The sequence below is a fragment of the Curtobacterium sp. MCSS17_008 genome (assembly GCF_003234185.1).
In the GTDB taxonomy this organism is placed as follows: domain Bacteria; phylum Actinomycetota; class Actinomycetes; order Actinomycetales; family Microbacteriaceae; genus Curtobacterium.
The window spans coordinates 262847-284383 of sequence record NZ_QKSM01000001.1; the positions used below are offsets into that span (position 1 = coordinate 262847).

General features: G+C 72.9%; 22 protein-coding genes. 14 read left to right on the plus strand and 8 right to left on the minus strand.

Annotated features, from left to right (window positions below; all coding sequences use genetic code 11):
• Positions 1-54: 54 nt before the first annotated feature.
• Positions 55-1140 carry a glycosyltransferase family 9 protein gene (locus DEJ23_RS01215; protein WP_111238445.1) on the minus strand — a complete coding sequence of 362 codons (1086 nt, stop codon included), beginning with the start codon at positions 1138-1140 and terminating at the stop codon, positions 55-57.
• Positions 1137-1688 carry an HAD-IIIA family hydrolase gene (locus tag DEJ23_RS01220; protein WP_111238446.1) on the minus strand — a complete coding sequence of 184 codons (552 nt, stop codon included), beginning with the start codon at positions 1686-1688 and terminating at the stop codon, positions 1137-1139. The genes DEJ23_RS01215 and DEJ23_RS01220 overlap by 4 nt, the downstream gene beginning before the upstream one ends.
• 61 nt (positions 1689-1749) lie before the next feature.
• Here DEJ23_RS01220 and DEJ23_RS01225 point away from each other — a divergent pair, with 61 nt between their 5' ends.
• The 3 genes from DEJ23_RS01225 to DEJ23_RS01235 all read left to right on the plus strand — a co-directional run bounded on the left by DEJ23_RS01225 (position 1750) and on the right by DEJ23_RS01235 (position 3935).
• Positions 1750-2727, plus strand: coding sequence for a glycosyltransferase family 9 protein (locus DEJ23_RS01225; protein ID WP_111238447.1), 978 nt, complete (start codon positions 1750-1752; stop codon positions 2725-2727).
• Positions 2728-2788: 61 nt separating this feature from the next.
• Positions 2789-3145, plus strand: coding sequence for a PRC-barrel domain-containing protein (locus DEJ23_RS01230; RefSeq protein ID WP_111238448.1), 357 nt, complete (start codon positions 2789-2791; stop codon positions 3143-3145).
• Positions 3146-3464: 319 nt separating this feature from the next.
• Positions 3465-3935: an NUDIX domain-containing protein gene (locus DEJ23_RS01235; protein WP_258375198.1), complete on the plus strand. Its 471-nt coding sequence runs from the start codon at positions 3465-3467 to the stop codon at positions 3933-3935.
• Positions 3936-4073: 138 nt separating this feature from the next.
• Here the strand turns inward: DEJ23_RS01235 and DEJ23_RS01240 are convergent, their stop codons facing one another.
• The gene (locus DEJ23_RS01240; RefSeq protein WP_258375199.1) at positions 4074-5456 is read right to left on the minus strand and encodes an MFS transporter; all 1383 of its coding nucleotides are present in this window, start codon (positions 5454-5456) and stop codon (positions 4074-4076) included.
• Between the two features lie 234 nt (positions 5457-5690).
• Positions 5691-6521: a hypothetical protein gene (locus DEJ23_RS01245; protein ID WP_111238449.1), complete on the minus strand. Its 831-nt coding sequence runs from the start codon at positions 6519-6521 to the stop codon at positions 5691-5693.
• 109 nt (positions 6522-6630) lie between these two features.
• On the opposite strand from DEJ23_RS01245, the gene DEJ23_RS01250 reads away from it, so the two are divergent.
• Positions 6631-6945 (plus strand): hypothetical protein, encoded by a 315-nt coding sequence (locus DEJ23_RS01250; protein WP_111238450.1) that lies wholly within the window; start codon positions 6631-6633, stop codon positions 6943-6945.
• Positions 6946-6952: 7 nt separating this feature from the next.
• Here the strand turns inward: DEJ23_RS01250 and DEJ23_RS01255 are convergent, their stop codons facing one another.
• Both DEJ23_RS01255 and DEJ23_RS01260 read right to left on the minus strand, forming a co-directional pair.
• Positions 6953-7687, minus strand: coding sequence for a membrane protein insertase YidC (locus tag DEJ23_RS01255; protein ID WP_111238451.1), 735 nt, complete (start codon positions 7685-7687; stop codon positions 6953-6955).
• Between the two features lie 57 nt (positions 7688-7744).
• The gene (locus tag DEJ23_RS01260; RefSeq protein ID WP_111238452.1) at positions 7745-8035 is read right to left on the minus strand and encodes a hypothetical protein; all 291 of its coding nucleotides are present in this window, start codon (positions 8033-8035) and stop codon (positions 7745-7747) included.
• Positions 8036-8101: 66 nt separating this feature from the next.
• Between DEJ23_RS01260 and ybaK the strand changes: the two genes are divergently transcribed.
• The 8 genes from ybaK (at position 8102) to pdxT (ending at position 17178) form a co-directional block, all read left to right on the plus strand.
• Positions 8102-8587, plus strand: a complete 486-nt coding sequence (ybaK, locus tag DEJ23_RS01265; protein ID WP_111238453.1) for a Cys-tRNA(Pro) deacylase — start codon at positions 8102-8104, stop codon at positions 8585-8587.
• Positions 8588-8682: 95 nt separating this feature from the next.
• Positions 8683-11271, plus strand: a complete 2589-nt coding sequence (locus DEJ23_RS01270) for an ATP-dependent Clp protease ATP-binding subunit (RefSeq protein ID WP_111238454.1) — start codon at positions 8683-8685, stop codon at positions 11269-11271.
• A 661-nt stretch (positions 11272-11932) separates the two neighbouring features.
• Complete coding sequence (locus DEJ23_RS01280; RefSeq protein ID WP_111238456.1) at positions 11933-12166, plus strand: hypothetical protein; 234 nt, start codon at positions 11933-11935, stop codon at positions 12164-12166.
• Positions 12167-12352: 186 nt separating this feature from the next.
• On the plus strand, positions 12353-12895 hold the full coding sequence (locus DEJ23_RS01285) for an adenine phosphoribosyltransferase (RefSeq protein WP_111238457.1): 543 nt from the start codon (positions 12353-12355) through the stop codon (positions 12893-12895).
• 94 nt (positions 12896-12989) lie between these two features.
• Positions 12990-14978 (plus strand): threonine--tRNA ligase, encoded by a 1989-nt coding sequence (thrS, locus tag DEJ23_RS01290; RefSeq protein WP_111238717.1) that lies wholly within the window; start codon positions 12990-12992, stop codon positions 14976-14978.
• Positions 14978-15655, plus strand: a complete 678-nt coding sequence (locus DEJ23_RS01295; protein ID WP_111238458.1) for an HIT domain-containing protein — start codon at positions 14978-14980, stop codon at positions 15653-15655. Before thrS ends, DEJ23_RS01295 begins: the two co-directional genes overlap by 1 nt.
• A gap of 12 nt (positions 15656-15667) precedes the next feature.
• A complete protein-coding gene (pdxS, locus tag DEJ23_RS01300; RefSeq protein ID WP_111238459.1) occupies positions 15668-16588 on the plus strand; it encodes a pyridoxal 5'-phosphate synthase lyase subunit PdxS in 921 nt (306 codons plus the stop codon).
• The gene (gene pdxT / locus DEJ23_RS01305; protein ID WP_111238460.1) at positions 16582-17178 is read left to right on the plus strand and encodes a pyridoxal 5'-phosphate synthase glutaminase subunit PdxT; all 597 of its coding nucleotides are present in this window, start codon (positions 16582-16584) and stop codon (positions 17176-17178) included. Before pdxS ends, pdxT begins: the two co-directional genes overlap by 7 nt.
• Before the next feature lie 73 nt (positions 17179-17251).
• On the opposite strand, the gene DEJ23_RS01310 is transcribed toward pdxT, so the two are convergent.
• Together DEJ23_RS01310 and DEJ23_RS01315 are read right to left on the minus strand one after the other, a co-directional pair.
• Complete coding sequence (locus tag DEJ23_RS01310; RefSeq protein ID WP_181429059.1) at positions 17252-18667, minus strand: tetratricopeptide repeat protein; 1416 nt, start codon at positions 18665-18667, stop codon at positions 17252-17254.
• A complete protein-coding gene (locus DEJ23_RS01315) occupies positions 18664-19992 on the minus strand; it encodes a 26S protease regulatory subunit (protein WP_111238462.1) in 1329 nt (442 codons plus the stop codon). The genes DEJ23_RS01310 and DEJ23_RS01315 overlap by 4 nt, the downstream gene beginning before the upstream one ends.
• Positions 19993-20139: 147 nt before the next feature.
• Between DEJ23_RS01315 and DEJ23_RS01320 the strand changes: the two genes are divergently transcribed.
• Together DEJ23_RS01320 and ruvC are read left to right on the plus strand one after the other, a co-directional pair.
• Entirely contained in the window at positions 20140-20904 is a 765-nt protein-coding gene (locus DEJ23_RS01320; RefSeq protein WP_111238463.1) for a YebC/PmpR family DNA-binding transcriptional regulator, read from the plus strand.
• Positions 20905-20908: 4 nt separating this feature from the next.
• The gene (gene ruvC / locus DEJ23_RS01325) at positions 20909-21532 is read left to right on the plus strand and encodes a crossover junction endodeoxyribonuclease RuvC (RefSeq protein WP_111238464.1); all 624 of its coding nucleotides are present in this window, start codon (positions 20909-20911) and stop codon (positions 21530-21532) included.
• The last annotated feature ends 5 nt before the right edge of the window (positions 21533-21537 follow it).

The window sequence follows — 21537 nt, forward strand, 5'->3', positions numbered from 1 at the left end:
CTGCGCGGGCTGCGTCCGAGCGGTCAGGAGGAGCAGGAGGAGCAGTGCCGCACGCTACGCACCGACTGCTCCTGCTCCTCGCAGCTTCTCCTCGTCTGTCCGCTGAGCGCGGAGGAGGAGCCGCTCGTGCGCCGCCAGGACGTCCTCCACGCGCACTCCGGACAGGCACGGGTGGCCGGGCACGGGGCACTCGCGGGCCCGGCTGAGCCGGCAGGCCGCGGACTGGTCGCCGAGGAGTTCGACGTCCGGCGCGTACGGCGCCCACTTCACGGCGGGCACGACGGGGGAGAACAGGCTGACGATGCGGGCCCGCACCGCGGCGGCGAGGTGCGCCGGGCCGGTGTTGCCGACGACGACGACCTCGGCGCCCGCGAGGACGGCGGCGAGTTCCGCGGGTGTCGTGCGGCCGCCGAGGTCGATCGCGGTGTCACCGGCGACGGCGGCGGTCAGGGCGCGCTCACCCGGGCTGCCGGTGACCACGACCGGCAGGCCGCGCTCGGCGTAGGCCGCGACCAGCGCCCGGTGGTGGCCCTCCGGCCACGACCGGGCGGGAACGCTGGCGCCCGGGTGGACGACCACGTACCGCTCCAGGGCGACCACCTCGGGCGGTGCGACGGCGTCGTGACGCACCGCGAGCCTCCCGTCGTCGTCCGGGGGCAGCGTGAAGCCCGCGGCCTGCGCGATGCGGAGGGCACGCTCGGGCTCCGGGAGGTCCTCGGGCAGGTCCTCGCCCGGCCGGAGGCGCACGTCCAGGAGCGACCCCGGGTGGTCGACGGACGCTCCGGACACGCGGGGGACGCCGGCGAGCCGGAGCAACAGCGCCACGGGCAGCGGCGACTGGTGGAACGACGTGAGGACGACCGCCTCGTCGGGCTGTTCCTCGGTGACGAGCGCACGGAACTCGCCGAGCAGGGCGTCGTCGATCGGACGGGCGGTCTCCGTGACCCACGGGGCGGCCCAGACGCGAACCCGGTCGACGCCGGGCAGCAGGTCCGCGGCGGGAGCGCCCTGCGGACCGCACAGCATGGTGACGTGCGACGCGCCGGCGGCGACCGCACGGACGGCGGGACCGGCGACCAGGACGTCGCCGAAGGAGTCGAGTCGGACGACCAGGACGCGGGGGCGCTCGCCCGGGCTCACGCCTGGGCCGCCGGGACGCGGGCCAGCACGAGGGACACCGCTTCGTCGAGGGACCCGGCGACCGTCCCGGCGGCCTCGACCTCCTCGGTGCGGGTGCGCGGCGTCGGGACCAGGATGCCCTGTGCGCCGGCGGCGACGGCGGCGCCCACGTCGGCGCCGATGTCGCCGACGACGACCAGCTCGGCCGGATCGAGCCCGAGGCGCTCCGCCGCGTCGAGCACCATGCCGGGTCGTGGCTTCCGGCAGGAGCACCCGTCCGCGGCCTCGTGCGGGCACACGCACCAGACGTCGAACGGACCGACGAGCTCGTCGACCCGGGCGTTCGTCGCGTCGACCTGCTCGCGGGTCGCCAGTCCCTTCGCGATCGCCGACTGGTTCGTCACGACACCGACGCGCAGCCCGGCGGCCCGGGCTCGCTCCACGGCGCGATGGGCACCGGGGACGGGCACGACCCTGCGCGGGTCGGCGTTGTACGGGACGTCGATGACGAGCGTGTCGTCACGGTCGAAGAGCAGACCGCGCACGGCACGGTCCTTCGCGAGAGCCATGCTCCTTGGTACCGGTCCGCGCCCGGGAACCGCCACAGCCGGATGCGGATAGCGTCGATCCGTGACCGCCGTCCCCGCTCTGCCCCCGTCCGACGGGCGCCCGGACCTGCTCGTCCTCCGCGCCATCAAGCTCGGCGACGTGCTCGTCGCCGTGCCGGCCCTGCACGCGCTCCGTCGCGCGTTCCCCGGCCACCGCATCACCCTCGCGACCACCGCCTGGCTCGCCCCGGTGGTCGAGCTGCTCCCGGTCGACGTGCACCTCGCACAGCACGGGCTCGACCACCCGATCGCCGCGCCCGCCGGGGCCGTCGACGTGGCGGTGAACCTGCACGGCGCGGGTCCGGAGTCGTCCGACCTCGTCGCCGCGCTCGACGCCCGTCGCGTGATCGGACACGCCGACCCGACCCACGGGTACGACGGCCCCGCGTGGCGGGACGACGTGCACGAGCGTGAACGCTGGTCCGACCTGCTCACCTGGCACGGGATCCCCGCCGACCCGGACGAGGTGGCGATCGCCCGTCCCGCGACCCCGTCGGTCGCGCCCGGAGCGGCCGTGGTGCACATCGGTGCCTTCCACGGCGCGCGGCACTGGCCCACGGACCGCTTCGCGGAGGTGGTGCGCGGGCTGCGGGAGCGTGGTCTGGACGTCGTCCTGACGGGAGGCGCGGACGACGTCGACCGCGCCGCCGCCGTCGCACAGGCGGCCGGGTTGCCGCCGGAGGCCGTCCTCGCGGGCGCGCTCGAACTGCAGGCCTTCGCGGGCGTCATCGCGTCCGCCGCCCTCGTCGTGACGGTCGACACCGGGGCCGCGCACCTCGCCTCGGCGTACGGGATCCCGTCGGTCGTCGTCTTCGGCCCGGCCCCGCCCGAGGCATGGGGCCCGCCCGCGTCCGGTCCGCACGTCGTGCTCACCGACGCGTCCGTCCGGCGCGGCGACGTCTTCGCGGACGACCCGGACCCGGCGCTCCTCGCCGTCGGGGTGGACGACGTCCTCGCCGCGGTGGACTCCCTGCCCGTGCAGGCTGCCGCTTCGCCGTGAACGTGCCGGTCACCGCCCGGTAGGTTCGGCGGCGACCTGTCCTGCTCGAAGGGAGCACCCCGTGTTCGAAGCCGCCAACATCCGTGACTGGATCGGCCTGCCCGTCGTCGACGAGACCGAGGACAAGATCGGCACGCTCGAGAGCATCTACTACGACACCGCGACCTCGGAGCCGGCGTTCGGTGCCGTCACCACCGGCCTGCCGGGCTTCCAGAAGCTGCTCTTCGTCCCGCTCACCGGCGCCACGGTCGCGCCGAAGCACCTCCGCACCGCCTTCCCGAAGAAGCTCGTGAAGGACTCGCCGACGATCCCGACCGACGGCGAGCTCGAGGCGTCGACCGAGCCGGTGCTCTACGAGCACTACGGCCTGCAGTACCAGACCGGCAGCGGGGGCGAGCGGCGCCTGGGTCGCCGCTGACCGCGACGGTCGGGACGGGCCGGTAGCCTCGCCCGTCCCGCCGCCGCGTCCCCGGCAGCGAGTACGTCGCGCTCGGTGACTCCTCCTCCGCCGGGTACGGGCTGTCCGACCCGACGCACCTGCCGACGAACGCGTGCGGGCAGTCCGCTCGCGACCACCCGCACCGCATCGCCGCCCGCTTCGGGCTCGCCCTCACGGACGTGACCTGTGTGGGTGCGACGAGCCGTGACGCAGGGGGCGTGGAAACCGGTGGGCTCGAGCCGTCCGGTGGACTCGGCGGGTCCGGGTCGTGGAGCACCGGGCGGACTACCGTGGGGGCGTGGTCACCAGTGCTGGACTCCTGCTGCACCGGGGTTCGACGGCTGGTTCGGACCTGCAGGTCTTCGTCGCGCACATGGGCGGACCGTTCTGGCGGACGCGGCCCCGGGCGTGGTCGATCCCGAAGGGGCTGCTCGAGGACGGCGAGGACCCGCTGGCCGCCGCTCGGCGCGAGTTCGCCGAGGAGATCGGCGTGCCCGCCCCCGAGGGCGACGTGGTCGACCTCGGCGAGGTCCGCCAGGCGTCCGGCAAGCGTGTCCGCGTCTTCGCCCTGCACGCGGACGACCTGACGGTCGACCGGGTCCGCAGCAACACCGTCCGCCTCGAGCTCCCGCGGGGCTCCGGCCGGTACGTCGAGGTCCCGGAGGTGGACGACGCGCGGTGGATGTCGATCGCCGAGGCCCGCGCACTGCTCGTGGCCGGGCAGGTCGCGGCACTCGACCTGCTGCTCGCCGCGGAGGGCGCTCGCTGACACGCCCGCCCTGCGCGCTCCCCGGCAGCCCCGCGCTGCGGCCGTCCCGTACCCGGCGGGTCGGCGCCGGCCCGGTCCCGGCGGGTCCGCCCGCCGGAGCGAGGCCAGCGCCGGAGCGAGGTCAGCGCCGGACCGGAGTCAGCGCCGACGCTGGGTCCGCACCGACCCCGTGGCCGTCTGGACCGTCCCGGTGGCGACGCCGACCGACCCGGTGATGGTCTGGACAGCCCGACCGACCACGGGCACCGAGGTCGTGACGACCGCGAGCGACGACGTGATGGCCTCGAGGGACGACGTCGACAGGTGCTCCTGCGTGTGGGTGTGCACGGGGAAGCCGCGGCGTGCGGCCAGGACGACGCCGAGCGAGCCGACCAGCACGACCACCCCGGCGAACGGCAGGTACTGCAGTCCGACGACGCCGAGGGCCTGCCCGCCGATCGCCGCACCGCCCGCGATGCCGATGTTCGACGCACCGTTGACGAGCGCGCCCGCGATGTCCGGGGACACGCCGCCGGTCCGGATCGCGGCGGCCATGAAGAGCGTGCCCGTCGTGCCGTTCGCCGCCATCCAGACACCCGCGACGGCCATGGTGCCGAGCAGCGACGCGTGCACGAACGGCAGCACCGCGAAGGCGGCGGCCATCACGGCGACGGCGGCGAGCAGCGTCTGGCGTGGTGCACGGTCGACGAACATCCCGGCCAGCCAGAGCCCGACGACCCCGGTGCCGCCGAGCACCAGGAGCGCGCCGCTCACCATGCCGGCGTCGAGCCCGGCATCGATCGCGTACGGCCCGATGTACGTGTAGACGACGTAGTGCCCGGCGAAGAGCAGCAGGTCGGCGACGACCACCGACAGCAGACCCGTCCGCGCCCAGGCGCGGGGGGACCCGATGTGCGGCGACGCGGTCCCGCGCACGCTCGGCAGGAAGGCGAGGGCGACCACGGCGAGGCCACCGGCGGCGAGCGCGACGGCGCCGACGGCCGGCCGCCACCCGATGGTCTGCGCGACCCAGGTGGCCAGCGGCACACCGAGGACGAACCCGAGCGAGCTGCCGGAGTAGACGAAGGCGATCGCGCGACCGGCCAGGCGCGGCGGCACGATCCGGGTGGCGTAGGCCGACGCGACGGAGAAGAACAGGGCGTGCGCGACCCCACCGACCACGCGACCGGCACAGACCACGGCGAAGGACGGTGCGAGGGCGATGAGCACGTTCGAGATCGCGTACCCGACGAGGGTCGACACCAGGACGGCCTTCCGGGGGAGCCGCGCGGTGACCGAGGTGAGGGGCAGCGCGAGGAGCGCGACCGCCCCTGCGTAGACGGTCACCACGATCCCCATCGTCGACTCGGAGACGCCGAGGTCGCGGCTCATGGTCCCGAGCAGCCCGACCGGCATGAGTTCGGTGGTGATCGCGAAGAAGGTCGCGAGTCCGAGCACGGCGATGCCGACCACGGACTGGGTGGTGACGGTGATCGGCCGCGTGTGCGTCGACACGGCCGAGGTGGTGGTGTTGGTGGACACGCTGCTGACCTCCTCCGGGGATGCCGGAGCACGCGTCAGCCCGCCGTCAGGTCAGCGGGGGTGCGGTGCGCGCTCGCGGTTCGTCGTCCGGGCCGGTCGACCCGGACGTGGTGTTGTGTACGACTCCACGGCGAGTGCGCTCCTCCAGTGTTGCACGGTCCGTCCGGATCGCGCGAGAGGGGCCCGGCAGATCCTCGGAGCGCTCCAACGCGGTCCCGGCGCGGCGCATCCAGGTCAGCCCTCGTTCGTCACGGTCCCCTGGACGCCGCCTCCACGGACCGTGACCGTCAGTGTCCCGCTCATGGACTGCGCGGTCAGCGAGACGTTCCCGTGCAACGCGTCGTCGCGCGGGTAGCACGCGGTGGTCGACTGGAGCCGGTTCGCGGTCGCCACCAGGCAGATCGTCCCGCGGTCCGTGCCGACACCCGCCCACACGTTCCACGGCGTCTCGGCGGCGCTCCCGTCGAGCGCGCGGTTCGTGAACACGAGTCGTGTCGTCCGCAGGCTCACCGGCGCCTCGACCGGCCCGGGCAGCTGGTCGGCGTAGGTCTGCGGGAGGTCGAGCAGCTCCTCGAGCGTGACGGTGCCGGGCGTCGGTGTCGTGCTCGGCGCTGCGACCCGCTGCCCCTGCGACGTGCCCACCAGCGTGCCGGCCGCGAACGCCAGCCCGACCGCGGCGGCGGCACCGAGCGCGATCCACGCGCGTGGTCGCGCGGTCCAGAGCAGGCCACGCGCCCACGTCCGCCACGACGCGGCGCCTGCCGGGAGGCCCGTGCCGTCCCCGGCGGTCGCCTCGGCCGGTCCCGGACCGGGTGCGTGATCGTGGGGACCGGTGGGCGGCACGGGGGCGGCCGGGGACGAGGCGGTCGTGTCGACCGGCGACCCGGGCGCGGCACCCGGTCCGGCGGGTTCCCCTCCGCCGACGGGACCGGGGACCGAGCGCCCCGGGTCGTCGAGTTCCCCGAGCGCGATCCGAGCACGTGCGGCATCCTCGGGCGACGCCCCGACACCCCACGCGAGTGCCTCGAGTCGTGCCCGCTCCGCCGTGCGGCCCTCGTCGGCCATGCGCCCTCCTGGTCCGGACGCGCCGGACGCCGCCCATGCTCCCACCGCGCCGCACGCGCGTCCGGTCGGATGCGGTGGCTGTCCAGTCCCGGAGGCGTAGACGAGACCCATGACCTCCGACACCGACGACGCAGCGGCCCGCGACCAGACCTCCCCGGACGACGTTCCGACGACGCCTCCGACGAGCCAGCAGGGGACGGACGCCACCGGCGAGCGCCACGACGCCTCCCGGCACGATGCCGACCCGGAGACCCTCGAACCGCTCTCGCACGACACCCAGTCCGGTGAGGCCGACTACGTCGCGACGAGCCCGAACGGCGCCGGGACCGAGCGACACGTGCCGACCGCCGACGAGGAACAGGGTCGCGGCACGGAGTACGACCCGGTCGACCAGGGGCCGCAGCAGGAGGGCCAGGGCGGCTGACCTGCGCTCACCGCACCAGGCGCCGCAGGGCCGCACGCTCGCCGAGCGTCCAGACCGCGCTCGTCACGATGTACACGGTGGCGGCGAGTGGGACCACCGCGGCGAACACCACCGAGACGAACGGCACCCAGCGGGCGACCGCTGCCGCGGCGCCGGTGCCCGGGGTCCCCGACGCCGCCTCGTCGGGACTCCACCGTGCCGCTGACCGGCGTGTCAGCTCGACCGTGAGGGCGAGGACGGCGAGCAGCACGAGCACCACCCATCCGTGCGTCCACAGCGGCGACGTCAGGACCACGAGCAGTGAGTGCCCGAGCGGGATGCCGACGAGCGTGGCGTCGAGCAGCGTGTTCGCGGTGCCGGCGATCGACGCGTGGGTGAACAGCGAGTACACGAGCGAGAGCACGGGCGCCTGGGCGAGCACCGGCAGGCAGCCTGCGAGGGGCGAGACCCGCTCCGAGGTGTAGAGCCGCTGGACGGCCTCCTGCAGACGACGGCTGTCCGAGCCGTACCGGCGGCGGAGGGCGGCGACCCGGGGCGCCAGCCGTCGGCGGTCCCGTTCGGCGCGCACCTGCAGGACGGCGAGCGGCACGAGCGCGGTCCGCACGCCGAGCGTGAGCAGGACGACGGCGAGGGCGGCGGCGGTGCCGCCGGCGACGGGGGAGAGCCCCACGGTGAGGGCGGTGAGCAGGTCGGCGCCCGCGTGCAGCAGGCTGCCGACGACGGGCAGGGTCGAGAGGTCCATGACGATCCGTTCGGTGGAGGGGGTACGCGGCGACGTGACCCGACCACCCGCGGGTGGTCAGGCGGGTGTGACCGCTCCCGGCGCCCGCGACCGCACCTGGCCGTCGGCGTCCGGGTGGCTCCACGCGATGCGCGTCGGCCGCTCGACGGCCGCGCCGGGGCTCCCCGCGCGGGTCGGGTCGCCATCGATCCCGAGTGCGGTCGCGAGCAGACGGACGACGAGCACGGTGACGGCGACGGCGGTGAGTCCGACGGCGGCCACGGCGAGCAGTGGCACCGGCGCGAGCACCGAGGCGTCGCCGAGCTGCAGTGCGGCCAGCGCACGCAGCAGGAGTTCGACGACGGTCATGGTCGGTTCAGCGTAACCCCGCGTGCCGCCGCGGACCAGCAGGTGCGGGCGGGCAGGATCGCAGGCATGACCGCAGGATCGCCGAGCACCCCAGCGACCCTCGCCCTCGAGCGGGCGGGGATCCCGTTCACTCCGCACGTGTACGAGCACCACGAGACGGCCACGAACTTCGGCGAGGAGGCGGCCGCAGCGCTGGGCCTCCGCGAGGAGCAGGTGTTCAAGACCCTGGTCGTCTCGGTCGACGGCCAGCTCGCGGTCGCGGTCGTCCCCGTCGCCAACCGGCTCGACCTCAAGGCGATCGCGGCGGCCCTCGGTGGCAAGAAGGCCACGCTCGCGCAGCCGGCCCTCGCCGAGAAGCGGACCGGCTACGTCGTCGGCGGCATCAGTCCGGTCGGGCAGAAGACCCGGCTCCGCACCGTCGTCGACGCGTCAGCGCTGACGTACCCGAGCATCTTCGTGTCGGGAGGCCGCCGTGGCTTCGACATCGAGGTCGCCCCGGCCGACCTGGTCCGCGTGACGGAGGCCTCGACCGCGCTGATCGCACGTACCTGAGTCAGACCGACGCAACTTTTCCTGCCCGTCGGGAATGGAGCGGGCCCCCCTGCGTTGCATTGAGTCGAAGGCACTCAAGTTCCCAGGAGGTCCCTTTGCCAGCAACGTTCGGCCCGACCGGTGGCGACGACGCGTTCGACGCGTTCCTCGCACGGCTCCTCGCGGCCCAGCAGGCCGGTGCCCAGCGATCCGTACCGCTGGGACGACCGGTCGACATCACGCGGCTCCTCAGCCGTCGCACCCACGAGATGCTCCAGCGCACCGCCGAGTACGCCGTCTCGCAGGGTCAGCACGAGATCGACGCGCTCCACATCCTGCACGTCCTCGTGCGCACCGAACCGTTCACCGCGGTCGTCCGGAGCGCCGGGGTCGACCCGGAGCAGTTCGCCGCGGAGGTCGAGGAGCGACTCCCCGTCGCCGCCGACGCCCGTCCCGAGCAGACCGGCCGCCCGGCGCTGACCGGGACCGCGCAGCGGATCCTGCTCGAGGCGACGCAGGCCGCCAAGGGCTTCGGCAGCACGTACACCGACCCCGAGCACGTCTTCTTCGCGCTCGTCATGGACCAGGACACCGTCACCGGGCAACTGCTCGCGAGCGCCGGTGTCACCCCGCAGCACATGCAGGACCACGCCCAGCAGGCCGCGGCAGCAGCACGAGAGGGGCGCCCGATGCCCGGGACGACCGACACGCAGACCACCGAGAGCGACACCCCGACGCTCGACCAGTTCGGCACCGACCTCACCGAGCGCGCCCGCGGCGGCCGCATCGACCCGGTGATCGGCCGCGCCGACGAGATCGAGCAGACCGTCGAGATCCTGCTCCGCCGGACCAAGAACAACCCCGTCCTCATCGGCGAGCCCGGCGTCGGCAAGACCGCCATCGTCGAGGGCCTCGCCCAGCGCATCGCCGACGGCGACGTGCCCGCACTCCTCCAGGGCAAGCGGGTGGTCGCGCTCGACCTCCCCGGCATGCTCTCCGGGACCCGCTACCGCGGGGACTTCGAGGAGCGTCTGACGAAGGCGATGGACGAGATCGCCGCGCACGCGGACGAACTCATCGTGTTCGTCGACGAGCTCCACACCGTCGTCGGTGCCGGTGGCGGCGGTGAGGGCGGATCGATGGACGCCGGCAACATCCTCAAGCCCCGCCTCGCCCGTGGCGACCTGCACCTGGTCGGTGCGACGACGCTGAACGAGTACCGCCGCATCGAGAAGGACGCCGCGCTCGAGCGCCGCTTCCAGCCGGTCACCGTGGGGGAGCCGAGCGTCGAGGACGCCGTCGCGATCCTCGGCGGACTCGCGCCGCGCTACGCCGAGCACCACGACGTGACCTACACCGACGACGCCCTGCGCGCCGCGGTGGAGCTCTCGCACCGGTACGTCACCGACCGTCACCTGCCGGACAAGGCGATCGACCTCATCGACCAGGCCGGTGCCCGTCGACGCCTCGCCCTGTCGGGCGATGTCGACGTCGAGACGCTCCGTGACCAGGTCGCGGAGCTGCAGGCCGACAAGGACCGCGCGGTGGCCGAGGAGCTGTACGAGGAGGCGTCGCGCCTCCGCGACGAGATCGACGGACTGGAGGCGCGGATCACCGCCGCCGCGGACGGCGACGCTGGTCGACCCTCCCGCCCGGCACCTGCTGACCGTGTCATCACGGAAGGCGACATCGCCGAGGTGGTGTCCCGCGCGACCGGCATCCCGGCCACCCGCCTGACCCAGGGCGACCGCTCCCGGCTCGCCGCGCTCGAGGACGAGCTCCACGAGCGCGTCGTCGGCCAGGACGACGCCGTGCGCGCCATCGCGACCGCCGTCCGGCGCAGCCGGACCGGGATGGGCGACCCGCGTCGTCCGGTCGGCAGCTTCCTGTTCCTCGGCCCGACGGGCGTCGGCAAGACCGAGCTCGCCAAGGCCCTGGCCGGGTCGCTGTTCGGCGACGAGTCCGCGATGCTGCGCTTCGACATGAGCGAGTTCGGCGAACGGCACACCGTCTCCCGCCTGGTCGGTGCCCCTCCGGGGTACGTCGGCTACGACGAGGCCGGTCAGCTCACCGAGCGCGTTCGTCGCAACCCGTACTCGGTCGTCCTGCTCGACGAGGTCGAGAAGGCGCACCCCGACGTCTTCAACCTGCTCCTGCAGGTGCTCGACGACGGACGGCTCACCGACGGCCAGGGGCGCACGGTCGACTTCCGGAACACGGTCGTCATCATGACGTCGAACCTCGGCTCCGAGTTCCTCGCGTCGCGCTCCGGTGCGCTCGGGTTCTCGGCATCGGCGGACGGCGGCTACTCCGAGGACGACCTGCGCGCCCGTGTGATGGGCAAGCTGCGCGAGTCGATGCGACCCGAGTTCATCAACCGCATCGACGAGATCGTGCTCTTCCGCAAGCTCGAGCGCACGCAGATCCGCGCGATCGTCGACCTGCTCCTGCAGGACACCGCGCTCCGACTGCTCGCGCAGGGCATGACCCTGTCGGTGTCCGACGCGGCGACCGACTGGCTCGCCGAGCACGGCTACGAGCCGGAGTACGGCGCCCGTCCGCTCCGCCGGCTCCTCCAGCGCGAGGTCGACGACCGCATCGCGACCCTGGTGGTCGACGAGCAGGCGCACGACGGTGACACCGTCCGGATCGACGTCGAGGACGGCGGGATCGTGGCCCGGGCGTCGGCCCCCGCTGCGGTCTAGTCCGACCCACACGAGAACGGCCCCGGTACCCCAGCGGTACCGGGGCCGTCCTGCGTCCGGCGACATCGGGAGTGTTCGCGGATGCAATTCCAGAAATGTTCGAGGAAGGGGTTGCGCTCGCATTCTCGATACCGATAGTGTTCACGAGCATCACCGGCTGTACGAGACCGAGAGGGGGCCGACAATGATGATCACCGCGATGAACCCGTTCCGTGGAATCCGTGGGATCGGCGGCACCCCGCTCCGTTCGCACTGACGCGGGACGTCCCGCTCCAGCCGTTCTCCCTCGATCGACCGAGGCACCTGCACCCCTTGCTCTGACAGTGCGGAGGCGCCGTACCGGTCGGGTCTGCGCAGCCCCGCTGTGACGGGCTTCCTGCGCCGCGCGCTCCGCGGCTGCCCGTCCTCCTGACGGCGGCCGGCGGGGTGCAGCGGGCGGATCGAGGACGGACCGCGAGCGGCGGACGTCTCCCGCGACGACTCCACGCGGTGGCCGGAACCGGTCACCCCGACAATGCAGCCGCATGCATTCCTGCGCGCCCTGCGACCATTCTCGCCCGCATTCCGTGGTCGTTTCCCGGACCCGTTCCGATGCATTCCGCGTCGGGTGATGCGGGTACTCCGTCATGCCCACGACCGGGCACTCCCGAAAGGCACCACCGTGTCGAACGACATCGACGTCCGTCCCCCCGATACCCGCGCGGTGCGCCGCCGGGTCACGCTCGCCGACCGCATCGCCCTCCGGATCGGCATGTCGCTGATCATCTGGAGCCGTCGGACACGCCACGTCCGGCCCTCCGTGGACCACGCGACCCGGCAACGGCTCGAGCGCGAACGGCGCGAGCGCGAACTCGCCCTGCTCGTGCAGACCGCCGCGATGCGCATGTGGCGCTGACGCCGCTGCACTGCGCTGCGCCGCACGCCGCATGCGCGACCACTCCGCGAGAGCGACAGTCCTCCGCCGAAGGATCCGGCGGGGGACTGTCGCTCTGGCACACCACTCCCCGGGCCGCGCGCCCGCTCGCCCGTGTGGGCCGGGCCGGCGCGCACACGCACGTCGCGCCTCCCGTACCGTTGTGCGGTGACCGAAACCGCAGCTGCACTCGTCGAACGCCTGACCGCCATCGTCCCGGACTTCCCGAAGCCGGGCATCCTGTTCCGCGACGTGACCCCGGTCTTCTCCGACCCGGTGGCGTTCGGCCGTGTGTGTGAAGCCCTCGCCGCGCCGTTCGCGATCGGCGCCGGGTTCCAGGCCGTCGCCGGCATCGAGGCCCGCGGGTTCGCCCTGGCCGGCGGCATCGCGGCGCAGCACCAGGTCGGCGTGCTGACCGTCCGCAAGGCCGGCAAGCTCCCCGGCGAGGTCCTCAGCGAGCAGTACGCGCTGGAGTACGGCGAGGCGGAGCTCGAGCTCCGCCCTGGCCAGCTGCCCCAGGGCACGCGGGTGCTCGTGGTCGACGACGTCCTCGCCACCGGCGGCACCGCTGCAGCGACGATCACGCTGCTCGAGCGCGCCGGGTACGAGGCCATCGGGTTCGCCTCGCTGCTCGAGCTCGACGGGCTCGCCGGCCGGGAGCGCCTCGAGCCGCGCCTGCCCGTGACCACGCTCGGCCGCGTCCCCGCCTGAACCGCCGCGGCCGCGCACTAGTCTTGACCCACCCCTGAACGAACCGAGGAGCACCACGATCGTGACCGACGCAGTCGCACCCGAGCCCGCAGACCTGCCCCAGGCACCCGAGCCCCGCACCGCGACGACGGCCACGACGGGCACCGAGCTCTTCGACGGCGAGCGCGGTGTCGTCGCCATCCGCGTCGACGGCGTCCTCAAGGACCTCGCCGCGGACGTGCAGGCAGGGGAGACCGCCGAGGCCGTGACGCTGCAGGAGCAGGACGGCCTCGACATCCTGCGCCACTCCGCCGCGCACGTGCTCGCGCAGGCCGTGCAGCAGATCAACCCCGACGCCAAGCTCGGCATCGGCCCGCCCGTCACCGACGGCTACTACTACGACTTCGACGTCGCCGAGCCCTTCACTCCAGAGGACCTCAAGGCGATCGAGAAGGGCATGGACCGGATCATCCGGCAGGCCCAGCGCTTCCGCCGCGTCGTCGTGACCGACGAGGAAGCCCGCGAGCGCATGGCGGGGGAGCCGTACAAGCAGGAACTCATCGGCCTCAAGGGCGCAGCGGAGGCCGGCGACGCCGGTGAGAGCATCGAGGTCGGCGCGGGCGAACTGACGGTGTACGAGAACGTCGACCCGAAAACCGGCGAGGTCGTCTGGCAGGACCTCTGCCGCGGCCCGCACCTGCCGCACACCCGGATCATCGGCAACGCCTCGAAGCTCATGCGCGTGGCGGCCGCGTACTGGCGTGGCTCGGAGAAGAACCCCCAGCTGCAGCGCGTCTACGGCACCGCGTGGCCGGACAAGGACCAGCTCAAGGCGTACCAGCTGCGTCTCGAGGAGGCGGCGAAGCGCGACCACCGCAAGCTCGGTGCCGAGCTCGACCTGTTCTCGTTCCCGGACGAGATCGGCTCGGGGCTGGCGATCTTCCACCCGAAGGGCGGCATCATCCGCCGCGAGATGGAGGACTACTCGCGCCGTCGGCACGAGCAGGAGGGCTACTCCTTCGTCTACACGCCGCACATCACCAAGGGCGACCTGTTCGAGCAGTCGGGACACCTCGGCTGGTACAAGGACGGCATGTTCCCGGCCATGCACATGGACGAGGCACGCGACGAGGACGGCAACGTCACGCGGCAGGGCGCGGACTACTACCTCAAGCCGATGAACTGCCCGATGCACATCCTGGCGTACCGCTCGCAGGCCCGCTCCTACCGCGACCTGCCGCTGCGGATGTTCGAATTCGGCACCGTGTACCGCAACGAGAAGTCCGGCGTGATCCACGGCCTGACCCGCGTGCGCGGCATGACGCAGGACGACGCCCACATCTTCACCACCCAGGAGAAGATGAAGGAGGAGCTCACCACGACGCTCCAGTTCGTGCTCTCGCTGCTCCGCGACTACGGCCTCGACGACTTCTACCTCGAGCTCTCGACGAAGGACCCGGAGAAGTACGTCGGCGACGACGAGGTCTGGGAGGTCGCGACGAACACCCTGCGCGAGGTCGCCGAGGAGTCCGGGCTCGAGCTCGTCCCGGACCCCGCCGGCGCGGCGTTCTACGGCCCGAAGATCTCCGTGCAGGCCCGCGACGCGATCGGCCGCACGTGGCAGATGTCGACCGTGCAGCTCGACTTCAACCTGCCCGAGCGCTTCGAGCTCGAGTACACGGCGCCCGACGGCTCCCGCCAGCGTCCGGTGATGATCCACCGCGCCCTGTTCGGCTCGATCGAGCGCTTCTTCGGCGTGCTGACGGAGCACTACGCGGGTGCGTTCCCGGCGTGGCTGTCCCCGGTGCAGGTCGTCGCGATCCCGGTCGCGGCCGAGTACGGCGACTACCTCGACGAGGTCGTGGCGAAGCTGAGGGCACACGGCGTGCGCGCCGAGGTCGACCACTCCGACGACCGCATGCAGAAGAAGATCCGCACGCACACCAAGGCGAAGGTGCCGTTCCAGCTCATCGCCGGTGGTGACGACCGCGACGCCGGTGCCGTCTCGTTCCGCTTCCGCGACGGCCGCCAGGACAACGGCGTGCCCGTCGACGAGGCGGTCGAGCGCATCCTCACCGCCATCCGCGACCGCGCGCAGGTCTGATGGACCGAACGGGAGGCACCGAGCACGTCCCCGGGACCGGTCACGTCGTCGACGGGGCCGGCCCGGGGCCCGTCGGCGCGGGTCCGGCCGGCGCGGGCTCGGCCGGTACGGGTTCCGCCGAGGACCCGCTGGTGATCCGCGACGCCGCGACCGGTGCCGCGGTGCCCGATGCGTTCCAGCGGCTCTGGAACCCGCACCGGATGGCGTACATCGACGCCGGGCGCGAGGGCGACGGGCGCGGCCACAAGGACGACTGTCCGTTCTGCGAGGCGCCCCGGATGTCCGACGAGGACGCCCTCATCGTCGCCCGGGGCGAGCACGCCTACGTGCTGCTCAACCTGTACCCGTACAACAACGGGCACCTGCTCGTCTGCCCCTACCGGCACGTCCCGCTCTACGACGAGGCGACGCCCGAGGAGACCGCCGAGATGGCCGAGCTCACGCAGACCGCGATGCGGGTCCTCCGCCAGGTGTCGCACTGCGACGGCTTCAACATCGGCATGAACCAGGGCGAGGTCGCCGGCGCAGGCGTCGCCGCCCACCTGCACCAGCACATCGTGCCGCGGTGGCAGTCCGACGCGAACTTCTTCCCGATCATCGCCCGCACCAAGTCGATGTCCCAGCTGCTCGGTGACACCCGCCGACTCGTCGCCGAAGGCTGGCCCACTGCGGACTAGACTGTCGGCATCATGAGCGACAGCACCAGCACCTCGGGCACCAACGGCACCTCGATCACCGGCTCCGACCGCGTCAAGCGCGGCCTCGCGGAGATGCTCAAGGGTGGCGTCATCATGGACGTCATCGACGCGGAGCAGGCCCGCATCGCGGAGGAGGCCGGCGCGACCGCCGTCATGGCCCTCGAGCGCGTCCCGGCCGACATCCGGGCGCAGGGCGGCGTCGCCCGCATGTCCGACCCGTCGATGATCGAGGAGATCATCGCCGCGGTGTCGATCCCCGTCATGGCGAAGGCCCGCATCGGGCACTTCGTCGAGGCCCAGGTGCTGCAGGAGCTCGGCGTCGACTACATCGACGAGTCCGAGGTGCTCTCGCCCGCCGACTACGTCAACCACATCGACAAGTGGAACTTCACCACGCCGTTCGTGTGCGGCGCGACCAACCTGGGTGAGGCGCTCCGTCGCATCACCGAGGGTGCGGCGATGATCCGCTCCAAGGGCGAGGCCGGAACGGGCGACGTGTCCGAGGCCACCAAGCACATCCGCACCATCTCGAAGGAGATCGCAGCGCTGCGCCACCTCAAGGAGGACGAGCTCTACGTCGCCGCGAAGGAACTGCAGGCCCCGTTCGACGTCGTGAAGGAGGTCGCACAGACCGGCAAGCTCCCGGTCGTGCTCTTCACCGCCGGCGGTGTCGCCACCCCGGCCGACGCCGCGATGATGATGCAGCTCGGTGCGGACGGCGTGTTCGTCGGGTCCGGCATCTTCAAGTCGGGCGACCCGGCCAAGCGCGCCGCCGCGATCGTCAAGGCCACCACGTTCCACGACGACCCGAAGGTCATCGCCGAGGTGTCCCGCGGTCTGGGCGAGGCCATGGTCGGCATCAACGTCGCCGACGTCCCCGCGCCGCACCGCCTCGCCGAGCGCGGATGGTGAGCGCCCGACCCCGCATCGGGGTCCTCGCCCTGCAGGGTGACTTCCGTGAGCACATCGCCTCGTTGACGGAGCTCGGTGCCGACGTCGTGCCGCTCCGCCGGCCGGAGGAGATCAGCGCCCTCGACGGCGTCGTGATCCCCGGCGGCGAGTCGAGCGTGATGGACAAGCTCTCCCGCGCCTTCGGCGTCGCCGAGCCGCTGACCGACGCCATCCGTGGTGGGTTGCCGACCTACGGCACCTGCGCGGGGATGATCATGCTGTCCTCCCGCATCGCCGCCGGGATACCGGGGCAGCAGACGCTGGACGTGCTCGACACCACCGTGCGTCGGAACGCGTTCGGCAGCCAGAACGACTCCTTCGAGACCGACATCCCGATGCCGGCGCTCGGCGAGGCCCCGGTGCACGCGGTGTTCATCCGTGCTCCGGTGGTCGAGGAGCACGGCGCGGGCGTGCAGGTGCTCGGTGCCCTGACCGATGGGCAGGTGGTGGCCGTGCAGCAGGACAACGTCATCGCGAGCGCGTTCCACCCCGAGGTCGCCGGCGAGGACCGTTTCCACCGTCGCTTCCTCGACCTCGTCCGCTCCGCCTGAGGTCCCGCCGGTCGTCCCGATCGGTGACGCCTCCGGAGCCGGGCGGAGCTCCGTGCTGCGATGCCGCGTCACCTCACGACGCGGTGAACTGCCCGAGCAGGGCGATCGCGGCCGGTACCGCAGCACCGGTACCGAGGGTCGCCCACAGCACCAGGAGCACGGGGGAGCGGTGCTGCCTGCGACGCAGGACCTCACTGGCGCACGAGCAGGCGAACAGCACGATGGCCCAGGCCCACGGCAGCACCCGACCGGCTGCCTCGGTCGCCTCGGTGCCCACCAACGCCTGGGCGAGCCACAGGACGAGCGCCGCACAGCCGGCGAGGAACGCGAGCTTCCCCCACGGGTCCCGGGCCCGCACCCGCTGTCGGCCCACAGGTGTGTCGGGGAAGCGATCCGCCCGGACGTCGACCGCGGCTCGGGTGACCGCGAGCACGGCGACCGCCAGGGCCTGGACCAGCGCGACCGCCGCGACCGTCCCGGCGGCCGCGCCGGCGTCACCACCCCCACCCACCAGCACGGTGACCGCGGTGACGACGCTGTGGGCCATGCCCACCGATGCGAGGCCGACGGCCACGGCGACGTGCGGGTCGGCACGCAGGACGCGACGCCACACGGACGCTGGGTAGAACCGCACGCTCTGCACCACGGTGGCGGTGTACGACAACACCGCGGCAGCCGTCACGACCCAGCCGAGTACGACGGTCCCGGCGTTCGGCATGGCGGCGTGCGCCTCGATGCCCAGCACGGTGGCGGACGCGACGACGAGCACGAACAGCACCGGTGCACCGATCCGTCGCCAGAGCACCCTGTCGAGCTGTTCCGCCGCTCCCGCCGACGTGGGCTCCGCGGCGAGCACCCTGAGCGAGCGTTCGACGGCGGTCCGCTCGTCGCCCAGTTCGGCTGACGTCACGAGCACCCGCTCGTCGGTGGGCGCGAGCTCGAGTGCCGCGGTGATCCACCGCTGCGACTCGTCCGGCCGTCCGAGTCGGGCAGCACAGCGGGCTGCGTCAGCGAGCAGGTCGGGCTGGTCCGGAGCGAGCTCGACAGCTCGCTCGAGCGCCTTCCGCGCCCGGTCGTCGTCCGCGTACGGCCAGTCGTGGAGTTGCTGGGCCCGCCGTTCGAGCGCCGACCACCACGTGTGGGCGAACGCCCACTGCAGGTGGGCGCGGCCCCACTCCGGCCGGAGCTCGACGAGCCGGTCGGCGTGTCGCTTCGCCTCGGCGTCCCGGCCGGTCGCACCGCACGACGTGACGAGCATGTCGATCGCGCTGACCTGGTCGGGGTCGAGCGCCAGCGCTCGGTGTCCGGCGTCCACCGCGGCGACGTGGTCCTCCCGGATGCGCTCGACGCGTGTCAGTTCTCCCCAGAGCCGTGGGTCGTCAGGGGCGTCCGCGAGGGCACGTCGGAGTTCGGTCCGTGCGTCGTCCGGCCGGCGGAAGTCCAGCAGCGCCCGGGCGCGCTCGATCCTCCGTGCGACGTCGTCGTTCACGCCCGGGGTTTCTCGGTCCGCAACCACTCCGCGAGTTCGTCGTACTCTCCGCTGGTGTTCGCGAACTCGGCGACGTTGCGCGCGGCCTGGGTCCAGGCACCGATCGAGGGCTTGACCTCGCGCAGGGCGTCCCGGAGGTCCGGCATCCGGATCGGACGGACCGCGCCCGCGCGGATCGAGTCGGCCATGGCCTTCTCCGCCGCGGTCGTGACGAGGTGCTGCAGGTCGGCGCCGGAGAACCCACGGGTCCTGCGCACGAGGGCGCCGAGGTCGATGCCCTCGATCGGACGCTTCCGCAGGTGCACGCGCAGCACCGCTTCGCGCGCCTCGTCGTCCGGTGGCCCGACGAACACCATCCGGTCGAACCGCCCGGGGCGCTTCAGGGCCGCGTCGACGTCCCACGGGTGGTTCGTCGCAGCGAGCACGTAGAGACCGTCGTTCTGCGCGTCGATCCCGTCCATCTCGACGAGCAGCTGGTTGACCACGGTCCGGAACGAGGACCACTGCCCGGCGCTGCGCTTTCCGCCGATGGCGTCCATCTCGTCGAAGAACAGGACGGCCGGGGCTGCGGCGCGCGCCTGTTCGAACACCCGGTGGATGTTCTTCTCGCTCTCGCCGAGGAACCGGTCGAGGACGTCGCTGAGGCTGACCGTCAGGAAGTGCGCCCCGAGCTCGCCGGCGATCGCACGCGCGATGAACGTCTTCCCGCAACCGGGGGGCCCGTAGAGCAACAGTCCGCCACGGAGCGTCTTGCCGAACGCCCGTGCGACCTCGGGGTGCGCCATGGGCTGCAGGAACGACTCGTCGATCCGGCGTTTGACGGCATCCAGGCCCCCGACGTCGGCGAGCGTCGTCGTCTCACGGTGGATCTCGGACGCGGGGACGACCTGGTCCGCGGCGTCGACGGTCCGGGTGCCCTCCTCGGCGACGAAGGGCGGTGGTGTGTCGTCGGCGAGCTCACGCTCCAACGCGTGCCAGTCGACACCGTCCTGCGCCGACCCCGTCTGGTCCGACACGGACCCCGAGCCGCTCGGGTCACGGACCGGCCCCGACCCGGTCTCGGCCGTCGAACCCCCCACCTCGTCCGTACCCCCGGGAGGGACGGACCCGACGGCGCCGCCGTCGGTCGCCGATGCGGCGGCACGACGGACGACGGCCTGCGCCGCCGCGTGCGCCGGGTCGGTCCGCAGGACCACCGCCGCCTGCTCGATGGCGTCGGTGGGGCGTCCGGCCTCGACGAGCAGCTCCGCGTACCGCAGCCGGAGTCCGACGTCGTCGGGCAGTACCTCGACAGCGGCTGCGAGCGCCGCGAGCGGATCGGTCATGCTTCCCCCTGCTGGTCCGTCCTCCCGATCGTAGGCGACGCCGTCGACGGAACAGCCACCGCGCGGGCCGTTGGCGCGCCGGGAACGCCCCGCAGGGGCCCGGCCCGGTAAGCTGGACCGGATCTTCCGCTAGACGCAAGGAGCACCGTGTCCGGGCATTCCAAGTGGGCAACGACCAAGCACAAGAAGGCGGTCATCGACCAGCGCCGTGCCAAGTCGTTCGCCAAGCTCATCAAGAACATCGAGGTCGCCGCGAAGATGGGCGGCGCCGACCTCTCCGGCAACCCCACGCTCGTGGACGCCGTGCAGAAGGCCAAGAAGACCTCGGTGCCGAACGACAACATCGACCGCGCGATCAAGCGCGGCGCCGGGCTGACCGGTGAGTCGATCGAGTACACCACCATCATGTACGAGGGCTACGGCCCGAACGGTGTGGCGATGCTCGTCGAGTGCCTCACGGACAACAAGAACCGCGCGGCGGCCGAGGTCCGGACGGCGATGTCCCGCAACGGCGGCACGATGGCCGACCCGGGCAGCGTCGCCTACAACTTCTCCCGCAAGGGGGTCATCTCGGTGACGAAGGTCGACGGTCTCGACGAGGACACCGTCATGGGCGCCGTCCTCGACGCCGGTGTCGAGGACGTCATCGACCAGGGCGGCGGCTTCGAGGTCATCACCGAGGCGACCGACCTCGTCGCGGCCCGGACGGCGCTGCAGGAAGCCGGCATCGACTACGACTCGGCCGACGCCGAGTTCGTGCCCGGCGTGAAGGTCCCGGTCGACGCGGAGACCGCCCGCAAGGTCTTCAAGCTGATCGACGCGCTCGAGGACAGCGACGACGTGCAGAACGTCTACGCCAACTTCGACATCCCCGCGGACGTCCAGGCCGAGCTCGACGAGGACGAGGACTAGTCCGATGCTCCGGGTGCTCGGGGTCGACCCCGGGCTCACCCGGTGCGGCGTCGGCGTGGTCGAGGTCGCACCGAACCGGCGTGCCCGGCTCGTGCACGTGACGGTGGTGCGCACACCGGCGGACATGGCCCTCGAGCAACGCCTGCTGCGCATCGCGCAGGGCATCGAGGCCGAGATCGACGAGCACCGCCCGGACGCCGTCGCCGTCGAGCGCGTCTTCGCCCAGGCGAACGTCCGCACGGTGATGGGGACGGCGCAGGCCTCGGGTCTCGCCCTGCACGCGGCGGCGGCCCGGGGCCTGCCCGTCGGCCTCCACACCCCGTCCGAGGTGAAGGCCGCCGTCACCGGCTACGGCAACGCCGACAAGCGCCAGGTGCAGACGATGATCGCCCGCGTGCTCGGTCTCGACGAGGCCCCGAAGCCCGCCGACGCCGCGGACGCGCTCGCGTTGGCCGTGTGTCATGCCTGGAGGCTCGGTTCACCCGACCGGGTCGGCCCGGGCCCGTCGACGCTCACCCCCGCGCAGCGCGCCTGGCGCGACGCGCAGGCCGGCGCGGCGGACACCCCGCTCGCCCGTGCCGAGGCCGCCGCCGCGCGGCGGTCCGGCTTCGTCGGTGGGCGGCCCTAGGCTCG

Excerpts from the sequence above, each read along its gene's own strand:
- DEJ23_RS01245 (WP_111238449.1), bottom strand. The coding sequence starts at position 6,521 with ATGGCCGACGAGGGCCGCACGGCGGAGCGGGCACGACTCGAGGCACTC.
- ruvC (WP_111238464.1), top strand. The coding sequence starts at position 20,909 with ATGCTCCGGGTGCTCGGGGTCGACCCCGGGCTCACCCGGTGCGGCGTC.
- DEJ23_RS01315 (WP_111238462.1), bottom strand. The coding sequence starts at position 19,992 with ATGACCGATCCGCTCGCGGCGCTCGCAGCCGCTGTCGAGGTACTGCCC.
- DEJ23_RS01250 (WP_111238450.1), top strand. The coding sequence starts at position 6,631 with ATGACCTCCGACACCGACGACGCAGCGGCCCGCGACCAGACCTCCCCG.
- pdxT (WP_111238460.1), top strand. The coding sequence starts at position 16,582 with ATGGTGAGCGCCCGACCCCGCATCGGGGTCCTCGCCCTGCAGGGTGAC.
- DEJ23_RS01295 (WP_111238458.1), top strand. The coding sequence starts at position 14,978 with ATGGACCGAACGGGAGGCACCGAGCACGTCCCCGGGACCGGTCACGTC.
- DEJ23_RS01260 (WP_111238452.1), bottom strand. The coding sequence starts at position 8,035 with ATGACCGTCGTCGAACTCCTGCTGCGTGCGCTGGCCGCACTGCAGCTC.
- DEJ23_RS01220 (WP_111238446.1), bottom strand. The coding sequence starts at position 1,688 with ATGGCTCTCGCGAAGGACCGTGCCGTGCGCGGTCTGCTCTTCGACCGT.
- DEJ23_RS01255 (WP_111238451.1), bottom strand. The coding sequence starts at position 7,687 with ATGGACCTCTCGACCCTGCCCGTCGTCGGCAGCCTGCTGCACGCGGGC.
- ybaK (WP_111238453.1), top strand. The coding sequence starts at position 8,102 with ATGACCGCAGGATCGCCGAGCACCCCAGCGACCCTCGCCCTCGAGCGG.
- pdxS (WP_111238459.1), top strand. The coding sequence starts at position 15,668 with ATGAGCGACAGCACCAGCACCTCGGGCACCAACGGCACCTCGATCACC.